Origin of the sequence: Marinobacter salinexigens (assembly GCF_008370345.1) — a bacterium.
Classification (GTDB): domain Bacteria; phylum Pseudomonadota; class Gammaproteobacteria; order Pseudomonadales; family Oleiphilaceae; genus Marinobacter; species Marinobacter salinexigens.
On sequence record NZ_VTUU01000002.1, the window covers coordinates 563,403 to 582,812 of the forward strand.

16 protein-coding genes are annotated in these 19,410 nt (G+C 54.9%); 13 read left to right on the forward strand and 3 right to left on the reverse strand.

The annotated features are described in order from the left end of the window. The first annotated feature begins 15 nt into the window (after window positions 1-15). From accD to cobA, 11 genes are all read left to right on the forward strand, one after another. Complete coding sequence (accD, locus tag FWJ25_RS07070; RefSeq protein ID WP_149599544.1) at window positions 16-942, forward strand: acetyl-CoA carboxylase, carboxyltransferase subunit beta; 927 nt, start codon at window positions 16-18, stop codon at window positions 940-942. Next, on the forward strand, window positions 926-2,248 hold the full coding sequence (locus tag FWJ25_RS07075; RefSeq protein ID WP_149599545.1) for a bifunctional folylpolyglutamate synthase/dihydrofolate synthase: 1,323 nt from the start codon (window positions 926-928) through the stop codon (window positions 2,246-2,248). The genes accD and FWJ25_RS07075 overlap by 17 nt, the downstream gene beginning before the upstream one ends. Before the next feature lie 112 nt (window positions 2,249-2,360). Further along, a complete protein-coding gene (locus FWJ25_RS07080) occupies window positions 2,361-3,023 on the forward strand; it encodes an SPOR domain-containing protein (protein ID WP_149599546.1) in 663 nt (220 codons plus the stop codon). A gap of 92 nt (window positions 3,024-3,115) precedes the next feature. After that, entirely contained in the window at window positions 3,116-3,685 is a 570-nt protein-coding gene (locus tag FWJ25_RS07085) for a CvpA family protein (protein ID WP_149599547.1), read from the forward strand. A gap of 34 nt (window positions 3,686-3,719) precedes the next feature. Further along, window positions 3,720-5,246 carry an amidophosphoribosyltransferase gene (gene purF / locus FWJ25_RS07090; RefSeq protein WP_149599548.1) on the forward strand — a complete coding sequence of 509 codons (1,527 nt, stop codon included), beginning with the start codon at window positions 3,720-3,722 and terminating at the stop codon, window positions 5,244-5,246. Between the two features lie 29 nt (window positions 5,247-5,275). Next, window positions 5,276-6,508 (forward strand): O-succinylhomoserine sulfhydrylase, encoded by a 1,233-nt coding sequence (locus FWJ25_RS07095; RefSeq protein ID WP_149599549.1) that lies wholly within the window; start codon window positions 5,276-5,278, stop codon window positions 6,506-6,508. Between the two features lie 13 nt (window positions 6,509-6,521). Further along, complete coding sequence (locus FWJ25_RS07100; protein WP_149599550.1) at window positions 6,522-9,137, forward strand: DNA translocase FtsK; 2,616 nt, start codon at window positions 6,522-6,524, stop codon at window positions 9,135-9,137. Between the two features lie 62 nt (window positions 9,138-9,199). Continuing rightward, window positions 9,200-9,817: an outer membrane lipoprotein periplasmic chaperone LolA gene (lolA, locus tag FWJ25_RS07105; protein ID WP_188093588.1), complete on the forward strand. Its 618-nt coding sequence runs from the start codon at window positions 9,200-9,202 to the stop codon at window positions 9,815-9,817. Further along, on the forward strand, window positions 9,817-11,154 hold the full coding sequence (locus FWJ25_RS07110) for a replication-associated recombination protein A (RefSeq protein WP_149599552.1): 1,338 nt from the start codon (window positions 9,817-9,819) through the stop codon (window positions 11,152-11,154). Before lolA ends, FWJ25_RS07110 begins: the two co-directional genes overlap by 1 nt. Before the next feature lie 88 nt (window positions 11,155-11,242). Next, the gene (gene serS, locus FWJ25_RS07115) at window positions 11,243-12,517 is read left to right on the forward strand and encodes a serine--tRNA ligase (protein WP_149599553.1); all 1,275 of its coding nucleotides are present in this window, start codon (window positions 11,243-11,245) and stop codon (window positions 12,515-12,517) included. Continuing rightward, a complete protein-coding gene (gene cobA, locus FWJ25_RS07120; protein WP_149599554.1) occupies window positions 12,514-13,353 on the forward strand; it encodes a uroporphyrinogen-III C-methyltransferase in 840 nt (279 codons plus the stop codon). Before serS ends, cobA begins: the two co-directional genes overlap by 4 nt. Window positions 13,354-13,425: 72 nt before the next feature. Here the strand turns inward: cobA and FWJ25_RS07125 are convergent, their stop codons facing one another. Then, window positions 13,426-14,502, reverse strand: a complete 1,077-nt coding sequence (locus FWJ25_RS07125; RefSeq protein WP_149599555.1) for a 3-deoxy-7-phosphoheptulonate synthase — start codon at window positions 14,500-14,502, stop codon at window positions 13,426-13,428. A gap of 123 nt (window positions 14,503-14,625) precedes the next feature. Here FWJ25_RS07125 and FWJ25_RS07130 point away from each other — a divergent pair, with 123 nt between their 5' ends. Beyond that, window positions 14,626-16,452, forward strand: coding sequence for a DUF1631 family protein (locus FWJ25_RS07130; RefSeq protein WP_149599556.1), 1,827 nt, complete (start codon window positions 14,626-14,628; stop codon window positions 16,450-16,452). A gap of 16 nt (window positions 16,453-16,468) precedes the next feature. Continuing rightward, window positions 16,469-16,879 (forward strand): PilZ domain-containing protein, encoded by a 411-nt coding sequence (locus FWJ25_RS07135; protein ID WP_149599557.1) that lies wholly within the window; start codon window positions 16,469-16,471, stop codon window positions 16,877-16,879. Between the two features lie 75 nt (window positions 16,880-16,954). On the opposite strand, the gene FWJ25_RS07140 is transcribed toward FWJ25_RS07135, so the two are convergent. Both FWJ25_RS07140 and FWJ25_RS07145 read right to left on the reverse strand, forming a co-directional pair. After that, window positions 16,955-17,740, reverse strand: coding sequence for an enoyl-ACP reductase FabI (locus FWJ25_RS07140; RefSeq protein WP_149599558.1), 786 nt, complete (start codon window positions 17,738-17,740; stop codon window positions 16,955-16,957). A gap of 65 nt (window positions 17,741-17,805) precedes the next feature. Next, window positions 17,806-19,410: an ABC transporter ATP-binding protein gene (locus FWJ25_RS07145; protein WP_149599559.1), complete on the reverse strand. Its 1,605-nt coding sequence runs from the start codon at window positions 19,408-19,410 to the stop codon at window positions 17,806-17,808.

The window sequence follows — 19,410 nt, forward strand, 5'->3', positions numbered from 1 at the left end:
GGACAGGATGAGATCATGAGTAACTGGCTTGATAAGATCATGCCGAGCAAGATTCGCTCGGAATCCAAGCAGAGGACCGGCGTTCCCGAAGGTTTGTGGAAAAAATGCCCCAAGTGCGGCGCCTTTCTCTACAAGCCTGAGCTTGAGAAAAACCTGGATGTCTGCCCGAAGTGTAATCACCACCTCAGAGTGAGTGCTCGTCGCCGCCTGGATATCTTCCTTGATAAAGATGGCCGCGAGGAGATCGCTGCAGATCTGGAGCCATGGGATCGTCTCAAGTTCAAGGACAGTAAGCGCTATAAGGACCGTCTGTCGCAAGCACAGAAGTCGACCGGCGAGAAAGATGCCTTGCTGGCCATGAAAGGGACCACTCTGGGTGTCCCCCTTGTTGCCTGCGCCTTTGAATTCAATTTCCTTGGCGGGTCAATGGGGCAGGTCGTTGGTGAGAAATTCGTTCAGGCGGCTAACGTGACGCTGGAGCAGCGTATTCCGTTGATTTGCTTCTCTGCCAGTGGTGGTGCCCGTATGCAGGAAGCGATTCTTTCGTTGATGCAGATGTCCAAGACCGCTGCGGTTCTTGAGCGGATGAAGCAAGAAGGGATCCCTTACATCTCAGTGATGACAGACCCTGTCTTCGGTGGTGTATCGGCGAGTCTTGCCATGCTGGGGGACCTCAATATCGCTGAGCCCAACGCGTTGATCGGTTTTGCTGGCCCGCGGGTTATCGAGCAGACGGTTCGGGAGAAACTGCCGGAAGGGTTCCAGCGAAGCGAATTTCTGCTGGAGCACGGTGCTATCGACATGATTCTGCACCGGCATCAGATGCGTGAACGTATCGCCCACCTGCTGGCGAAGTTTACGGCTGACGAGCGCCCGGGTACGGAAGCTCCCATCGAGTTTGAAGTAACGGAAAAAACTGACAACGATGCTCCCGCCGAGTAATGCCTCTTCCCACTCCCCGGATGCTCCGGGGAGTGGGGCCACTGTCGATCAGTGGCTTTCCTATCTGGAAGCTATACATCCTACTGAAATTGACCTCGGGCTCGATCGGGTCCTGGTGGTACTTCGTCGCCTTTTCCCCCGAAAGCCCGATGCGCGGATCATAACCGTGGCGGGTACAAACGGTAAGGGCAGCGCTGTTGCCACCATCGAGGCGCTGCTGCAGGCTGCCGGACGTACGACAGGTGCCTATACCTCACCGCACTTGCAGCTTTATAACGAACGGGTCAGGGTCAAGGGTGTTGATATCAGCGATGCCGATCTGGTGCGGGCGTTCGAACAGGTGGAATCAGCCCGGCGTCAGGTATCTCTTACCTATTTCGAATTCGGTACGCTGGCTGCGTTCGTTGCCTTTGCCGAATCAGGGGTTCAGGACTGGATACTGGAAGTAGGGTTAGGCGGACGTCTTGATGCCGTTAATGTTCTGGATCCTGATTTTGCGATCATTACCTCCGTCGATATTGACCATGTAGCGTTTCTCGGCGACAACCGCGAGATCATCGGCTTTGAGAAGGCGGGGATCCTTCGTCCGGGCATTCCTGCAGTCTATGGTGCTTTGGAAGCGCCCCGATCGGTATTACAGCAGGTTAACGCTCAGAAGGTCTCTCTGGCCCTTGCGGGGAGAGATTATCAGGTCACTGTTAGAGAGGTCGCCCGATCTGTCGATGGTAACGAACTGACGTCTGCAGTTCTCGATTACGGTAGCGATCACATTGTACTTCCCAGCGGACCACTTCCGGTGATGAGTGTGGCGGCGGCGACCGTGGCTATCCGACAGTTGGAGCCATCGCTTTCCATTGCCGATATCGAGGCAGTGCTGTCCGACGTTCGGGTGCCAGGTCGGTTTGAGCAGTTGGCATCCTCCCCGGGGGTTTACGTCGATGTTGGGCATAACCCCCATGCCGCTTCCTGGCTGGCAAGCCGGATTCAGGCGATAGCAGGCCCTGAGCAGAAGGTTCATGCAGTCTATGCTGCCTTGGCGGATAAAGACGTTGAGGGCGTACTGGAGGTCATGGATCCGGCGGTTGACCGATGGTATTTCGCCGGCCTGGATGTTCCGCGGGGGCTAAGTTGTGATGCATTGAAGTCACGCGCAGGATGTTTGGTCGACTCTACAATCGAGCGGGCTGAGACCGTTGCGGAGGCACTTTCCGTTGCCTTGGAAAAGGCAGCGGCAGATGACCTCGTGATTGTTTTCGGTTCGTTCTTTACAGCGGCTGAGGCCAGGACTTCGCTACTGGGTTCATGACCTTAAAGTTTGTCCATGGCGGTGGCTGTGGCTTTGAGTTCTTCCCGGGCGGCAGTTACTATCGTTCCTGAATTCACTTTGGGTGTATGTTTAACTGTCGGGGGGCAAAAACGTGGATGGATTAAAGCAACGGATCATCGGAGCATTGGTTCTGGTTTCGCTTGCGGTTATCTTCGTGCCTATGGTCTTCGATGAACCCCATTCAGAGCGAACATCCACATCCATCAAGATCCCTGAAGAGCCTCCGTTTCCAGAAGTGACCGCGCCTGAATCACGGGACGTCGATTCTCCCAGCTATAATTCTGCTGGTACAACTGACGGAGCCAGTGACCCGGTTGCTGACCCTGTAGATGACGCCCCTGGGTATCGTCTGGTCGAAGAGCCTGATGTCACACCACCACAAACCGCAGAGGCAGACCCTGTGGACGAGCCTGCCCCGGTTAAGTCCCAGGCTGAACAGGAGAGTGCTCAGAGCGCTGCAGCAGAACCTGAGAAAAATGCGAAGGTTGAAGCCAGCGAATATACCCGTTCCCTTGAGGGGGCCTGGGTTGTTCAGTTGGGTAGCTTCGGTAATGCCGACAACGCAAAGCGGCTGAGAGATGGTGTCCGGGAAAAAGGCTACGGAGCTCACCTTCAGCAGGTAGCGCGGGGCGATACGACGCTAACTCGTGTATTCAGTGGGCCTTTTGTCAGTAAGTCCGATGCGGAATCCGCAAAGAAGGTTCTCGACAAGGCGTTCAGCCTGAATAGTCTTGTGACCACAGGCGATAAATAAGCGTTTTCCACCGCCTTTATGGGCAACAGGCGGTTTGGTGATGCTTCGATTCCTGTTAGAATTCGCGCTTCCTTTTTTGCACCGGGTTCCAAATGGAAGCGCTGATCTGGATTGACTGGGTCATCATTGCCCTGATAACAGTTTCCACGCTTATCAGCCTGAAGCGGGGTTTCGTTAGAGAAGCCCTGTCTCTGGTTACCTGGGTGGGCGCGTTCATCCTGGCGCGTACCTTTCACCCGCAGATGCAAACCCTACTTGAAAGTACCGTTGAAACACCGCTGGTCAGATTGATCGCTGCGTTTGCGATTCTGTTTTTTGGCACCCTGATTGTCGGTGCGATCATCAATAATATGATCGGACACCTGATTCGCGTAACGGGGCTCTCTGCGACCGACAGAGTGTTGGGGATGGGATTTGGTTTATTGCGGGGCGTTGTGGTGGTTATCGTCGCCATCGCGTTTACCCGCTATACGCCGTTGGCCCAGGACACCTGGTGGCGAGAATCGTTGATGATCAATCGTTTGGCAGTTGTTGAAGATTGGTCCCGGCGTACTCTGGGCGACGAGTTTGCCCGATTCCTGGGCCCCGCGCCTGATAGCAACGGCGTACCAGAAAGCAGTACAGAGCAGGAAGGCGTGGAACCGGCGTCCACGTCCAGCTAACATTCAGTTTTAACACTCGGAGAAAACCGTATCCATGTGTGGCATTGTCGGCATCGTCAGTACATCCAACGTCAATCAGTTGCTTTATGATGCGTTGACCGTTCTTCAGCACCGGGGCCAGGATGCAGCCGGCATTGTGACATTCCAGGATGATCGTTTCTTCTTGCGCAAGGATAATGGTCTGGTACGGGATGTATTCCATACCCGCCACATGCGTCGTCTGGTCGGTAACGTTGGCATCGGTCACGTCCGTTATCCGACGGCGGGTACTTCGAGTTCTGCTGAAGCCCAGCCATTTTACGTGAACAGCCCGTACGGTATTACTCTGGCCCACAACGGCAACCTGACCAATGCGGACGATCTTTCCAAAGACCTGTTCCGCACAGACCTGCGGCACATCAATACCAACTCGGATTCCGAAGTTCTTCTGAACGTGTTTGCCCATGAACTGCAGAAGCAGGGCAAGCTAGTTCCGACCCAGGAAGAGATCTTCTCTGCGGTTCAGGCGGTTCATAAACGTTGTCGTGGTGCTTATGCCGTTATCGCTATGATTACAGGGTACGGCATCGTCGGGTTCCGTGACCCGAATGGCATCCGCCCGGCGTGCTACGGTGTTCGGGAGGCCGAGGACGGTCGCAAGGAATACATGATTGCGTCCGAAAGCGTTGCGCTCAATGCTGCCGGATTTACTCTGGTTCGCGACATTGCCCCGGGTGAAGCGGTTTACATTGAAACCGACGGTACTATCTATACCCGCCAGTGTTCTGATAACCCCCACCTGTATCCGTGTATATTCGAGCATGTGTATTTTGCTCGTCCGGATTCCATCATGGACAAGGTGTCTGTCTACAAGGCCCGCCTGCGTATGGGAGAAACCCTCGCGGACAAGCTGCTGAAGGAATTCCCGGATCACGAAATCGATGTAGTCATGCCGATTCCGGATACCAGCCGGACCTCCGCTATGCAGATGGCTCATCGTCTGGGCGTCAAGTTCCGGGAAGGTTTTATCAAGAACCGCTATATTGGCCGCACGTTCATCATGCCTGGCCAGAAAATGCGTAAAAAATCTGTTCGCCAGAAGCTGAACCCGATTGATCTGGAGTTCAAGGACAAGAACGTCATGCTGGTGGATGATTCCATCGTGCGGGGGACAACCTGTAAGGAAATCGTCCAGATGGCGCGGGATGCAGGTGCCCGGAACGTTTATTTTGCCTCGGCTGCACCCCCGGTTCGCTACCCGAATGTTTATGGTATCGATATGCCGACAGCCAGCGAACTGATCGCGCATGATCGGACGGTAGACGAAATTCGTGATCAAATTGGCGCAGATTGGCTGCTCTATCAGGATCTCGAAGACCTCGTTACCTGCGTAAGCGACGTTAACGAAGAGATAGACGGCTGGGAGTGTTCTGTGTTTACCGGTGATTATATAACCGGTGATGTCGATCGCGCGTATCTGGATCGACTTGAGGATGCGCGCAATGACAAGAAGCGCTCCAAGCAGGACGGAAACAGCTCGTCCGACAACGGAATTATCGACCTGCATAACGACGAAGCCTGACCCACAGAACTGAAGAACAGGAGTACATGATGACCCACCGCCGCGAAGAGAACGTCTGGATTCCCGAGTCGGATCTTGACGGTATGACAGTAGATACCCTGGCGGTGAGGGCAGGGCAGATTCGTACTGGCCAACTGGAACATAGCGACCCTATTTTTCCCACCTCCAGCTTTGTATACGGCAGTGCGGCCCAGGCGGCTGCACGCTTCGGTGGTGAAGAGCCAGGTAATATCTACTCAAGATTTACCAATCCGACGGTACAGGCGTTTGAAGGCCGTATTGCAGCTATGGAAGGCGCCGAACGCGCCGTCGCCACTGCCTCAGGAATGGCTGCCATCCTCAGTACCTGCATGGCGCTCCTTAAGGCTGGCGACCATGTTGTGTGCTCCCGTGGTGTATTCGGCACGACCAATGTCCTTTTCCAGAAGTATATGGCGAAGTTCGGTGTCGAAACGACGTTTGTCAGCCTGACTGACATGGATGCGTGGGCATCTGCTGTTCGGCCAGAAACCCGGATGCTGTTTATCGAAACTCCGTCCAACCCGCTGTGTGAAGTGGCAGATATGGAAAAGCTGGCGGCATTGGCCAAGGCCAGTGATGCCCTGTTTGTGGTCGATAACTGTTTCTGCACGCCTGTACTTCAGCGCCCACTGGATTTTGGCGCAGATATCGTCGTGCACTCTGCGACCAAGTACCTTGATGGTCAGGGACGCTGTGTTGGTGGTGTCGTTGTTGGTCCAGACAAGCTGGTTGATGAAGTTTATGGATTCCTTCGTTCCGCTGGGCCCACAATGAGCCCTTTCAATGCGTGGGTATTCCTCAAGGGCTTGGAAACGTTACCAATTCGTATGCGTGCTCACTGCGACAATGCGTTAGAGTTGGCTCTATGGCTGGAGCAGCAGGAGGCTGTGGAGCAAGTGTTCTATGCCGGCCTGGAAAGTCATCCGCAACATGCACTCGCGGCCCGACAGCAAAAAGGGTTTGGTGGCGTTTTGTCGTTCCGGCTGAAAGGCGGCCGGGAAGAAGCATGGCGTTTTGTCGATGGCACACGGATGATTTCAATCACCGCCAATCTTGGCGATGTGAAAACGACGATAACTCATCCGGCAACCACCACCCACGGCCGGCTGTCGCCTGAAGACAAAGCGGCTGCAGGCATTACCGAAAATCTGATTCGGCTTTCGGTGGGTATAGAAGCAGTCGAAGATCTGAAAACTGACCTGTCCAGAGGTTTTCACGCTCTTCAGAACCCGAGCAATTAACGTCCAGGTATTCATGGCAGAGTCCGCAAAAGCGAAAAGTGCACCAAATGAACTGACGGAAAAACAGCTACGCTTTCGCCGTCTGGTCTCTCAGGGCGCAAGGGAAGGAGCGGTCATCGCGCTCATTGCCTTGTGCATATACCTTGCTATGGCACTGGTAACATTCAGCCCGTCAGACCCTGGATGGGCCAGTATCGGGCACGACACCAGTGTTCAGAATTCAGCCGGGCGTACAGGCGCCTGGCTTGCCAGCCTGTTAATGGACTTCTTTGGCCATGTGGCCTACCTGTTTCCAGTCATGATCGCGGGATACGCCATTATGCTGATTCGTCGGCGTAATGATTCCCTTGATCTGCACTGGCCTCTGTTCATGGTCCGTTTCGGCGGATTTCTTCTGATCCTGCTTTCAGCCACCAGTCTGCTTTCTCTCTACTCGGTCTTCGGTCTCGGAGCGTCATCAGGTGGGGTATTGGGAACCGCGGTGTCTGAAGCGATGGTGCGGTTTTTTAACCTCCCGGCAACAACACTCCTTCTGATCGCAATTTTTCTGTTTGCCTTGACCGTGACTACCGGTTTGTCCTGGTTCTGGCTGATGGATCAGGTTGGAGGTCTGACACTGAAGTTGGGTCTTGCGGTGAAAGCGATGGTCACCAAGGATCGGGATGCTTCCGGCTCAGAGGAACGGCAACCTGCTCCACAGCCCCGACGAGAGGCGAAAGTTGAGCCGCCGGTTGTCAACGAGCGGGTATCGGCGGACGATCAAGGTGATGAACCTCGTTGGTGGCACAAACTTCCGGGATTTGGTCCGAAAGCTCCCAAGGCGGGGGAAAAGCCTTCAAAAGGTCCCGGGCAACGCCCGGAACGGAAAGAGCCAGGGCTGGAGGGGGCGCTTCCTGAGATTGATCCGGATCCAGTCGCACTGGAGAGTTTCAGCTCCCGTGACGATGCGCCCCCGGCAAGGTCTGCCAAGCCGGTACCGAAAGCAGCGGAAGCCGAACCCCGGCAAGCGCAGCAGGCTACGTCCCGCTCTCTGAGGATTTCACCGTTCAAGAAAGAAGATCAGGGCGCCGCCAGGAAAACGAATGGCAGTCAACAGCCATCCTTGCTTGAAGACATTGAGAGCCCGATACCTCCCATAAGCCTTCTTGACCCACCGGAGGAGCACAAGGAACGGGGTTACTCCGAAGAATCCCTTGAGCATATGTCCCGTTTGCTTGAAGAGAAACTGAGTGACTTTGGTGTCTCGGTCGAAGTGGTGGAGGTCAACCCAGGACCTGTCATTACGCGGTTTGAAATAAAGCCCGCGCCAGGCGTGAAGGTCAGCAAGATTTCGAACCTTGCGAAGGATCTCGCGCGCTCGCTCGCGGTGCTCAGCGTTCGCGTGGTAGAGGTTATTCCCGGTAAATCTGTTGTCGGTATCGAAATACCGAACGAGGAGCGGGAAATTGTACGATTGAGCGAAGTTCTCGGCGCCCGTGTATTTGAGGAATCCAGCTCGCCGCTGACGCTGGCGCTGGGTAACGACATCGGTGGTAACCCGATGGTCGCCAACCTCGCTAAAATGCCGCATCTGCTGGTTGCTGGTACCACGGGGTCCGGTAAGTCCGTTGGTGTAAACGCCATGTTGCTTAGCATGCTGCTGAAAGCAACTCCGGATGAAGTCAGGTTTATTATGGTGGACCCCAAGATGCTCGAATTGAGCATCTATGACGGAATCCCTCATTTGCTGGCTCCGGTAGTGACGGATATGAAAGAGGCCGCCAATGCATTGCGCTGGTGTGTGGCAGAGATGGAGCGGCGCTATCGTTTGATGGCAAGCCTGGGCGTTCGAAACATTGCGGGTTACAACCGTAAGGTAAAGGACGCGATCGCCGAGGGTGAGCCGCTTCTCGATCCTCTCTGGAAGCCCGATGAGTATCTGGCAAATGATGAGCAGGAACGCCCTGAGCTGGAAACCTTGCCGTTTATCGTTGTCGTGATTGATGAATTTGCAGACATGATGATGATTGTCGGCAAAAAGGTCGAAGAGTTGATAGCCCGTATCGCACAGAAAGCCCGGGCGGCGGGTATTCACCTGGTTCTGGCGACTCAGCGGCCGTCAGTAGATGTGATTACCGGCCTGATCAAGGCCAACATTCCAACGCGGATGTCTTTCCAGGTTTCTTCGAAGATTGATTCCCGTACTGTTCTTGACCAGGGCGGCGCTGAGCAACTTCTTGGTCATGGGGATATGCTGTATCTCCCACCCGGATCAGGTTTGCCGGTCAGGGTTCACGGTGCGTTTGTTGATGACGATGAAGTTCACCGTGTTGTGAATGCCTGGAAAGCGCGTGGTGAACCTGTCTACGTTGATGATGTACTGAACGGCGCGGAGGGTGAAAACCTGCCTGGTGTACCAACACTCAACGAGGGTGGTGGCGACAGTGAAGGTGATGCGCTCTACGACGAAGCTGTGGCCTTTGTCACCGAAGGGCGTCGGGTATCCATTTCATCAGTTCAGCGCAAATTCAAGATCGGTTACAACCGGGCTGCAAACCTGGTGGATGCAATGGAGGCTTCAGGGGTTGTCAGTGCCGCAGGGCATAATGGAACCCGTGAAGTACTGGCTCCACCACCTCCGAAAAACTAGGAGTTTTCACTATGCAGATCAGAACAGTGTTCGGGGTATGGGTGACATTGCTTGCGTTAGTGATGGCATTCGGCGTACGTGCTGACCAGCCCGGCCAGGAAGAGCAGGGCAGCCTCATAGCTTCCAATGAGCTTGCATCCTTGTTAAGAGGTTATGAGTCATATCAGGCGAATTTCATTCAGATTGTTGTGAATGAACAGGGTACGCAGGTGCAGGAAACCAGGGGTGCTCTGAAGGCCAAGCGGCCGGGGCTGTTTTACTGGGAAAGCAGCGAGCCTCTCGCGCAGTTTATCGTTAGTAACGGTGAAACTGTTGAGGTCTACGATCCGGACCTGGAGCAGGTCACTGTCCACCACCTTGATGAGCGGGTTCAGACTACTCCCGCATTGCTCCTGAGCGGAGAAGTGGGCAACCTCAATGAAACTTACCGGGTTTCTCAACGCTCAATCGGCGACCATACTCGGGAATTCACTTTGGAACCCCGTAGCCCGGACTCACTGTTTGTGTCCCTTCGCCTCACATTCTTCGATGGTGAGCTGCAGGAAATGCGTATGCGCGACTCCCTGTCCCAGATGAGTATCCTCAGCTTTAACCAGATTGAGCTGAACAAGGCTCTGGATAACAGTGTGTTTACGCTGGAGTACCCGAGTACTGTGGATGTGATTCGGGACGGCGCCTGATGCAGGAGGGGCTGTTTGATAGTCAGCCAGGATTCCAGCCGCTGGCTGCGCGCATGCGGCCTCGTTCGCTGGATGACTATGTGGGCCAAGAGCACCTGGTTGGTCCCGGGAAACCGCTGAGAAGGGCGGTGGAACAAGAACAGCTCCACTCGATGATACTCTGGGGGCCTCCCGGCGTTGGTAAAACCACGTTCGCGCAGTTGCTTGCGAATCTGGGCGGCCTGAGTTTCGAAACCCTTTCCGCGGTTCTGAGTGGCGTAAAGGATATTCGTGCGGTTGTGGAGCACGCGCGCAGCCGAAAGCAATCTCAGGGCCGTGATACCCTTCTTTTTGTCGACGAAGTACACCGGTTTAACAAAAGTCAGCAGGACGCGTTCCTTCCACATATCGAAGATGGCACGTTCATCTTTGTTGGTGCGACCACCGAAAACCCGTCTTTTGAACTTAACAGCGCGCTGCTTTCCCGAACCCGGGTTTATGTTCTCAAAAACCTCGCCGAGATCGATATTCTCCGTCTGCTAAGCCGGGCCTTAGTCGCTGATGAAGGGTTTGGAGGGCGACTGGACGTTGACCCCGATACATTGCAGGTGATTGCGGCCGCCTCCGGGGGGGATGCTCGGCGGGCACTGAACATTCTCGAAGTTGCTGCAGACCTCGCAGAACCGGCACCGGATGGCCGGGAATCCATAGGCCCTGAGCAGCTTGAACAGGTCATGCAGACCAGCCTCAGGCGGTTCGATAAGGGCGGAGATGTCTTCTATGATCAGATTTCGGCCCTCCATAAATCAGTCCGGGGTTCAGATCCCGATGGCTCCCTGTATTGGCTTTGCCGGATGCTTGATGGTGGGTGCGACCCTCTGTACGTCGCCCGACGACTAGTAAGAATCGCCAGCGAAGATATTGGCAATGCGGATCCGAGAGCACTCCAGCTCAGCATGGATGCCTGGGATGTCCAGGAGCGCCTCGGCTCTCCGGAAGGAGAATTGGCCCTTGCCCAGGCCGTGACTTACCTTGCTCTCGCTCCAAAGAGCAACGCTGTCTATAAGGCGTTTAATCAATGCATGGCAGATATCCGTCAGGACCCGGATCACGAAGTGCCGGTACATCTCAGGAACGCACCTACCAAACTCTTGAAAACCATGGGCCATGGTGAGAGCTATCGCTATGCGCATGATGAACCCGACGCGTTTGCCGCTGGCGAATGTTACCTCCCGGAAGCGATCCGCGAACGCCAATACTACCAACCTGTAAACCGTGGGTTGGAAATCAAGCTTCTGGAAAAGCGCGAGCGACTTCATCGAATGAATGAGGCGAGTACACGTAAACGCTATTCCTGAGCACTTCGCCCGGTAGCCACAAGCCTCTGTGCAGGTATAATGGCCTGTCATTCAAACCATCACCAAACCGGATATTTTCAGGATAACCATGCTCGATCCCAAACGCGTCCGTACCCAGACAGAAGAGATCGCCCGTCGGCTGGCAGTAAAGAACTATGCTTTTGATACTGCTGCCTTTGAGCAACTGGAGCAGCGCCGCCGCGAACTTCAGGTGCGTACCGAAAACCTCCAGAGCGAGCAGAACAAACGGTCGAAATCCATTGGTAAGGCAAAGGCCGCCGGGGAAGACATCCAGCCGCTGTTGGACGAAGTGGAAAGCCTGAAGACCCAGAGATCCGAGGCGGAGGATGATCTCAGAGCCCTGCAGGAAGAGCTCAACAGCTTTCTGGCCGGTATCCCGAATCTTCCGGATGAGGGTGTACCTGAAGGCGCGAACGAAGACGATAATGTAGAAGTTCGTACCTGGGGTACGCCCAGGGAACTGTCGTTCGAAGCCAGGGATCATGTAACCCTGGGCGAAAACCTCAAGGGGCTGGACTTTGAAACGGCTAGCCGGCTCGCGCATTCCCGGTTTGCGGTTATGCGCGGCCAGATCGCCCGTTTGCACCGGGCGCTTGCCCAGTTCATGCTGGATCTCCATACAGGGGAGCATGGCTACACCGAGGCCTATGTACCTTATCTGGTGAATGCCAACACCCTTTACGGAACGGGTCAGCTTCCTAAATTTGAGGAAGACCTGTTCAAAACGGAAGGCGAAAACCCGCTCTACCTCATTCCCACAGCGGAAGTTCCGGCTACGAACCTGGTCGCTGATTCCATTCTCGATGCGAACGAACTCCCTCTCAGGATGGTTTGCCATACACCCTGTTTCCGCAGCGAAGCCGGTTCCTACGGTCGCGACACCCGTGGCATGATCCGTCAGCACCAGTTTGACAAGGTCGAGCTTGTTCACGTTGTTCGCCCGGAAGAATCCGAAGCAGCGCTGGAGGCGCTCACCGGTCACGCCGAGAAGGTACTCCAACTGCTGGAGCTACCATATCGTGTGGTCGTATTGTGTGGTGGCGATATGGGGTTCTCGGCTGCCAAGACTTACGACCTTGAAGTCTGGCTCCCGGGTCAGCAGAAATTCCGGGAAATTTCCTCCTGCTCTAATACTCGTGATTTTCAGGCACGTCGCATGCATGCTCGTTGGCGTAACCCGGAAACCGGTAAACCCGAGCCTGTGCATACACTGAATGGTTCAGGCCTCGCCGTTGGTCGCGCACTGATTGCGGTGATGGAGAACTACCAACAGGAAGATGGCTCTATTCTGGTTCCGGACGTACTCAAGCCGTATATGGGAGGCATCGAACGGATCCAATGAGCAAATTATCAGGTAACGCACCAGGTCAGGGCGCTGGAACTGCGCACGCACCAACAAGGTACAAAGTGAATCCGGTCACCGATAACCCGAACAGCTCGTCCGGGGAAGTTGCTCTGGTTGGCGCAGGTCCCGGGGATCCAGAATTGCTGACCCTGAAAGCGTGGCGATTGATCACATCTGCTGAAGTCATTTTGTATGACCGCCTGGTGTCACCTGAAATTCTGGCTCTGATCCCGGATACCGCTGAAATGATCCATGTGGGAAAACGGCGCTCGGACCACACCTTGCCTCAGGATCAGATCAACCAGAAGCTGGTTGATCTGGCCCGCGAGGGTCGTAGGGTGGTTAGACTGAAAGGTGGCGACCCATTTATTTTCGGCCGTGGTGGAGAGGAAATTGAAACTCTCGCAGAAGCTGGAATCCGTTTCCAGGTTGTGCCGGGTATTACGGCAGCCTCTGGCTGCGCTGCTTATTCCGGTATTCCTCTCACGCATCGAGATCACGCGCAGTCTGTCCGGTTTGTGACCGGACACCTGAAAAATGACACCTGCGATTTGCCATGGAACGACTTCGTACAGAACAACCAGACACTGGTTTTCTACATGGGGCTGGTGGGTTTACCGATTATCAGCAGTCAGTTGATCCAGCATGGGATGTCACCGGAGATGCCGGTCGCGCTGGTTTCCAAAGGTACCACACCAGAACAGGTCGTGGTTACAGGTAGCTTATCCAACATCGTCGAGCGGGTATCTGAGAGCCAGGTACAAGCTCCAACCCTGGTGATTATCGGTCATGTGGTGGCTTTGAGGGACAAATTGGACTGGATTGGTGCATGAGCTGCCGAAACTGGCCGTATCATTAAAAAGGGGAGCCGCGGCTCCCCTTTTTAGTGCGATGAGCAGACTGATTTACTTGCCCGCTCGGGTCGGAAGTACGTCTTTCAGCTTGTCGCGCATATCGCGGATCGCTTTTTCGGTGGTTTCCCAGTCGATACAGGCATCGGTTACGGATACGCCGTACTTCAGGTCTTCCTTGTTTTCCGGGATAGACTGATTACCCCAGTTAATGTTGCTTTCGACCATCAGGCTCTGGATGGACTTGTTACCCTCAAGGATCTGGTGAGCCACATCCTGCATGACCAGTGGCTGGATGCCGGGGTCTTTATTGGAGTTGGCGTGGCTGCAATCCACCATGACCGAGGCGCGCAGCCCGGATTTCTCAAGTGCCTGCTCACAGAGGGCAACGCTAACGGAATCGTAGTTCGGCTTGCCGCCGCCACCGCGAAGGACCACGTGGCCGTAGTCATTACCCTTGGTGCGGATAATGGCGACTTTGCCTTGCTGGTCGATGCCGAGGAAACTGTGTGGGTGAGAGACGGATTTCATCGCATTCACTGCGACATCAAGGCTGCCATCAGTACCGTTTTTGAAGCCGATCGCCATGGACAGGCCGCTGCTCATTTCCCGGTGAGTCTGGGATTCAGTGGTGCGTGCACCGATGGCGGACCAGGCAATGGTATCCTGAAGGTATTGCGGTGAGATCGGATCGAGAGCCTCTGTCGCGGTTGGCAACCCCAGCTCGTTAATATCGAGCAACAGACGGCGGCCAATGTGCAGTCCCTGTTCGATATCAAAGGTATCGTCCAGATGCGGATCGTTGATGAGCCCCTTCCAGCCTACGGTGGTGCGAGGCTTCTCAAAATAGACGCGCATGACGATCAACAGGGTATCACTGACTTCATCGGAAAGCTTTTTCAGGCGCTTGGCATAATCCCGGGCAGCCTCAACATCATGTATAGAGCATGGGCCCACAACCACAAACAACCTGTGATCCTTGCCATCCATGATGTCATAGATAGCCTGGCGGCCTTTGGATACGGTTTCAGCGGCTTTGTCGGAGAGTGGCATCTCCTGTTTAAGTGCTTCAGGAGTAATCAGCGCTTCCTGGCTAGCCACATTCAGATTCTCAAGTTTGGTGCCGGACATGTTGTTGTGCTTCCCAGATTTAATTCGAATGACGCCGGAATCCGGTTGCGGTCAACCCCGGCGAGGTGGTTATACTGCGTCATTTGATAGGCCTTTTCAACGCTTCTTCAGTATAGGAACCGGATGTCAGACAACAGGATGAACGGGAGCCCGGGGGTTACCAGACGAGCTCTTTCCGGCAAGATCAACGAAGTGCTCTGTGGTATCCGTATACCTGACCTTCCGTACCCAGCGGCAACGCCTGCAGTCGAATCCACGCCTGACTGGAGACCGCTGTTGCTATCCTGCTGGAATGAACAGCGTGATGAACGGGTAACCCATCTCATAAGGTCGGTCAATCTTGAATGGTCAGCACAGCAGATCAATGCTGCCTACCTTGCTGACCGGATCATGGATGTCTTTCTAAAAAGCAGCGGCCTTCACCCGATAATCGCCAGACGGATAGCGCGTCTTCGGTTTTTTCTTGCCTGGAGGATGAATCTGGACGGTGCTTCTGCATACAGCCCCATCCTGATGGAATGGCTTGATCAACTCCAGGAATGGCGGGGCTGGAGCGATTCAGGTGGCCGTTCTGCCAAGCATTTGCTGGACAGGCTTGATGCCCTCGTTATTGCAGTATCCGGCTGCTTTGAGGCGGAAGCTACGTCGTCGCTCGAATCCTTTTGTGCTGATTGGCAGGCGGATACGGTCCGGAGGCAGGCCCAAACGGGTCGATTAAAGCAGCGACTTCTGGACACCGAACGAGGGGCTGCCAGGCAGCGCCGGGCCGACGCGACCGCTCGTGCGCTGGTGGGACGTGCGCTACAGGGCCGGAACATACCGCCGGCAATTGCAGATTTCATATTCAGGCACTGGCTTGGCTTGCTCAAGCAAGCGGTACTTGAATTCGGGTTGGAAAGTGCCTCCTTCAGGCATGGTTCTAAGTTGCTGGAATGGTTGGTCTGGGTTGGTGATCCTTCGCTCTCGGACAGGGATCGGGACCGGCTTTTTCATGTAGGTGAGCAGATTGGTGATCGGATTCTCGATGTGTGGCGACGCGTGTTTTCCGCTGAGCTTCCTACCTCACAGTTGTCGGGTATTGAAGCTGTGATGGTTTCTCGGCTCAAAGGTGAAGTGCCGGCTCTGGAGCCCGCGCTGCCGCCTCAGGGAGAGTTTCATTGGGACGCTGGTTGGCTTGAGGTTGAAAAGCCAGATACCACAACAATCTCAATGGCTGAAGATCAGTGGTATGTTGAAGGAGAAGGGCAGCAGGAACATCGGCGATATTTCTTTGCTTACCTTGAGGACACTGGCGAAATTCTCTGGACGAATGGAGCTGGCGTAAAACTCGGTTTACAAGCCTGGAGCGATTTTACGGTGGCAAGGCGAGAAGGCGGTTTGCGTCAATTGCCGCAACCTACACCTTTTGGCGACGTACTTACGGATACCGTGGGCGTGCTCTGTGAGGTTGCGGAAAAGCAGCGGCTTCAACGGGAACAAGCGGCCCGGGAGGCCAGAGTCAGGGCTGAAGCTCTGCGTAAGGAAAAAGCCGCTGCAGAGCAGGCTCGCCAAGAGGAGCAGGCAGCCCGGGAAGCCGAACTCGAGCGGCTCAGGCAGGAAGCCGAAGCGCAGCGCGTGGCTGATGAGGCGGCAGAGCAGGAACGTCTGCGGATTGAGCAAAAGGAATTGGCCCAGCGGCAGGTGGATAGTATTAAATTGGGTGGGTGGATTGCGCTCAGTGATGAGCCACCGGGCGGTGATACGGTGAGAATGAAACTGGCTGTGCGAATCAACGCTTCCCGAAAACTGGTGTTTGTTGATCGTCTGGGATTGAATCGCAGGGAATATCTTGAAGAAGCATTGGTCCAGGAGGTTCTCGGAGGAAAAGCCCGGGTGCTGGGCAGTTCGGCAGAATTCGACGATACGCTGACCCGGGTTGTGGGTCGCATTCGGGTGGGACGAAACGGATGAGTGGGAAGCCTTGACTATGTCAGACACAGATTATGGTTTTGGCAACACCAACGAAGCCTCCGTCCGTGCTGAGAGCCGGAGAGAATACCGGTTAACGGTGCGGGCCATTGCAATGCTTGAAATGGAGGCGTCAGATCCGGAGGGTTCCGGAGAGGGCACTCAGGGACGGGCGATTCATTGTCGTATTCGGGACATTTCCGCGGCCGGGTTTTCCCTCTATTGTGATGAGCCCCTTACCGAGGGCGCTTTGTTACCTGTCACCATTGACTTGGATAATCCTGTCGCGCCGATTGGACTCATGGTGGAAGTGGTCTGGTGTTGTCCCGATGAGGCCGCCTTCCTGGCTGGCTTGCATATCGTGGAATCTGATGGAACAGGTTACGTCGAGTGGGTAGAGGCGGTGGCATCCGCTATGGTTGACGGGTAGTCGGGGCGGACCACAAGGAAAGAGTAAAAAATAGCCGGCGGATCGCCGGCTCTTTTTCTTTCATGGACGGGGAGATCAGTCTTCAATCTCGCCCATGCCAGTAATATTGAAACCAGCATCTACGTACATGATTTCACCCGTGATTCCGCTTGCCAGGTCAGAACCCAGGAATGCCGCAGCGTTACCCACTTCATCAATAGTCACGTTACGCTTGAGCGGTGCACGCTTCGCATTTTCTGCCAGCATGCGACGGAAGCTCTTGATACCGGACGCTGCCAGGGTCTTGATCGGGCCAGCAGAGATGCCGTTCACCCGAATACCTTCTTTGCCCAGGCTGACGGCCATGTAGCGGACGTTAGCTTCCAGGGATGCTTTGGCCAGCCCCATCACGTTGTAGTTCTGCAGAACGCGTTCAGCACCCAGGTAGCTCAAGGTGAGGAGGGAGCTTCCTTCGTGCATCATCTTGCGTGCGCCCTTGGCAAGCGCCACAAAGCTGTAGGAGCTGATGTCGTGTGCGATTTTGAAGCCTTCACGGGTGGTTACGTCGACGTAGTTTCCATCCAGTTCATGGCCGGGGGCGAAGCCAACGGCATGGACGATGATGTCGATGTTGTCCCAGTGCTTGCCCAGTTCAGTGAATACGTTTTCGATTTCTTCATCACTGGCGACATCACAAGGGAAGGTCAGGTTGCTGCCCCATTCCTCGGCGAATTTCTCTACGCGCGGCTTGAGCTTTTCGTTCTGGTAGGTAAATGCCAATTCGGCGCCTTCTCGGGCAAACGCATCGGCAATGCCGTAGGCGATGGACAGTTTACTGGCGACACCAACAATCAGTGCTTTCTTGCCACTGAGTATTCCCATGGGTAAATCTCCCTTGTTCCTGATTTTCGAGCATTATCCCTGATGCCGGAGGTGGCGGGTAACGCTCAATTGGTCGTAGTGCTGTTCTGGTAGAAGAATGCCGCGCTCAGCAGTTCCTGAGTGTAACGCTCCCGGGGAGACCGGAATATGTCACCGGCATTCCCGTACTCAATGATCTGGCCGTGTTGGAGCACCAACAGCTTGTGGCTAAGCGCCCGGACGACTGCAAGATCATGGCTGATAAAAATGTAGCTTAGACCATATCTAGCCTGAATATCCCGAAGTAGCTGAATCACCTGCTTCTGGACCGTACGGTCCAGGGCTGAGGTAGGTTCATCCAGGATGATGATATCCGGCTGTAACACCAGGGCACGAGCAATAGCAATACGCTGGCGCTGCCCCCCCGAAAATTCGTGGGGATAGCGGTGCCTTGCATCAGGGTCCAACCCGACATCCCTGAGCGCCTGAATAACCTTACTTTCGTGTGCAGCGGCGCCATCAGGGTCGTGGATACCAAGTCCCTCGCCGACAATATCCTGAATGGACATTCTGGGGCTGAGGCTGCCGAATGGGTCCTGAAAGACAATTTGTATACGGCGGCGCCAGGGCCGAAACTGCTTCTGGGTCAGTGCTTCGAGCCGATCGCCGTCCATTTCAATCTCGCCGGTCGACGCTGTGAGCTTTAGTAAAGCATGCCCAATGGTGGTCTTGCCGCTGCCACTTTCGCCCACGATCCCGAGGGTTTCACCCCGGCCCAGGGAGAAACTCGCTTGTTGCACCGCATGAAAGCTACTGGTCACCTTTCCGAAAAGGGATCGCTTGAGGGGGAAGCGAACATCCAGTTGGTGAACGTCGAGCAACCTATCGCGGTGATCCTGTCGCACGGGCGGGGTCGTGGGTGGCTCAGCATCCAGTAATTTACGGGTGTAAGGGTGTTTCGGTGCCGAAAACAGGCTCCCGGTATCTGAATACTCAACGCGGTTACCGTGTTCCATGACGGCAACCCGATCCGCATATCGGCGAACGATGGTCAGGTCATGGGTAATCAACAGTATGGCCATACCGAGTTTACGCTGAAGGTCCTGCAACAGCTCCAGGACCTGCTTCTGAACCGTCACATCGAGTGCCGTTGTGGGTTCGTCGGCAATGAGCAATTCAGGTTCATTAGCCAACGCCATGGCAATCATGACCCTTTGCTTCTGGCCACCGGACAGTTGGTGGGGATAGCTATCGAGTCGGCTTTCAGGGTTCTGTATACCGACCAGGGCCAGCAACTCAAGGCAGCGATTTCTTGCCTGCGCGCCCCGCATGCCTTTATGAAGTTCCAGCGTCTCGCTGATTTGCTTTTCTACCGTATGCAACGGGTTCAGGGATGTCATCGGTTCCTGGAAAATCATGCTGATTTCCTGGCCACGTATCTGCCTGAGCCGTTTTTCGCTGGCCTGAAGCATATCCTCGCCCTGGAACAGAATTTCACCTTCAGGATAAGACGCATGCCGCTCATCGAGTAGCCGGAGGACCGACAGAGCCGAAATGGATTTGCCCGATCCACTCTCGCCAACCAGGGCAAGGGTCTCTCCCTTTGCGATGCTGATGGAAAGACTGTCCACTACCCGTGGGCCATGATCAAAACAAATCGATAGATTGCGTATATCTAACAGGTTGCTCAT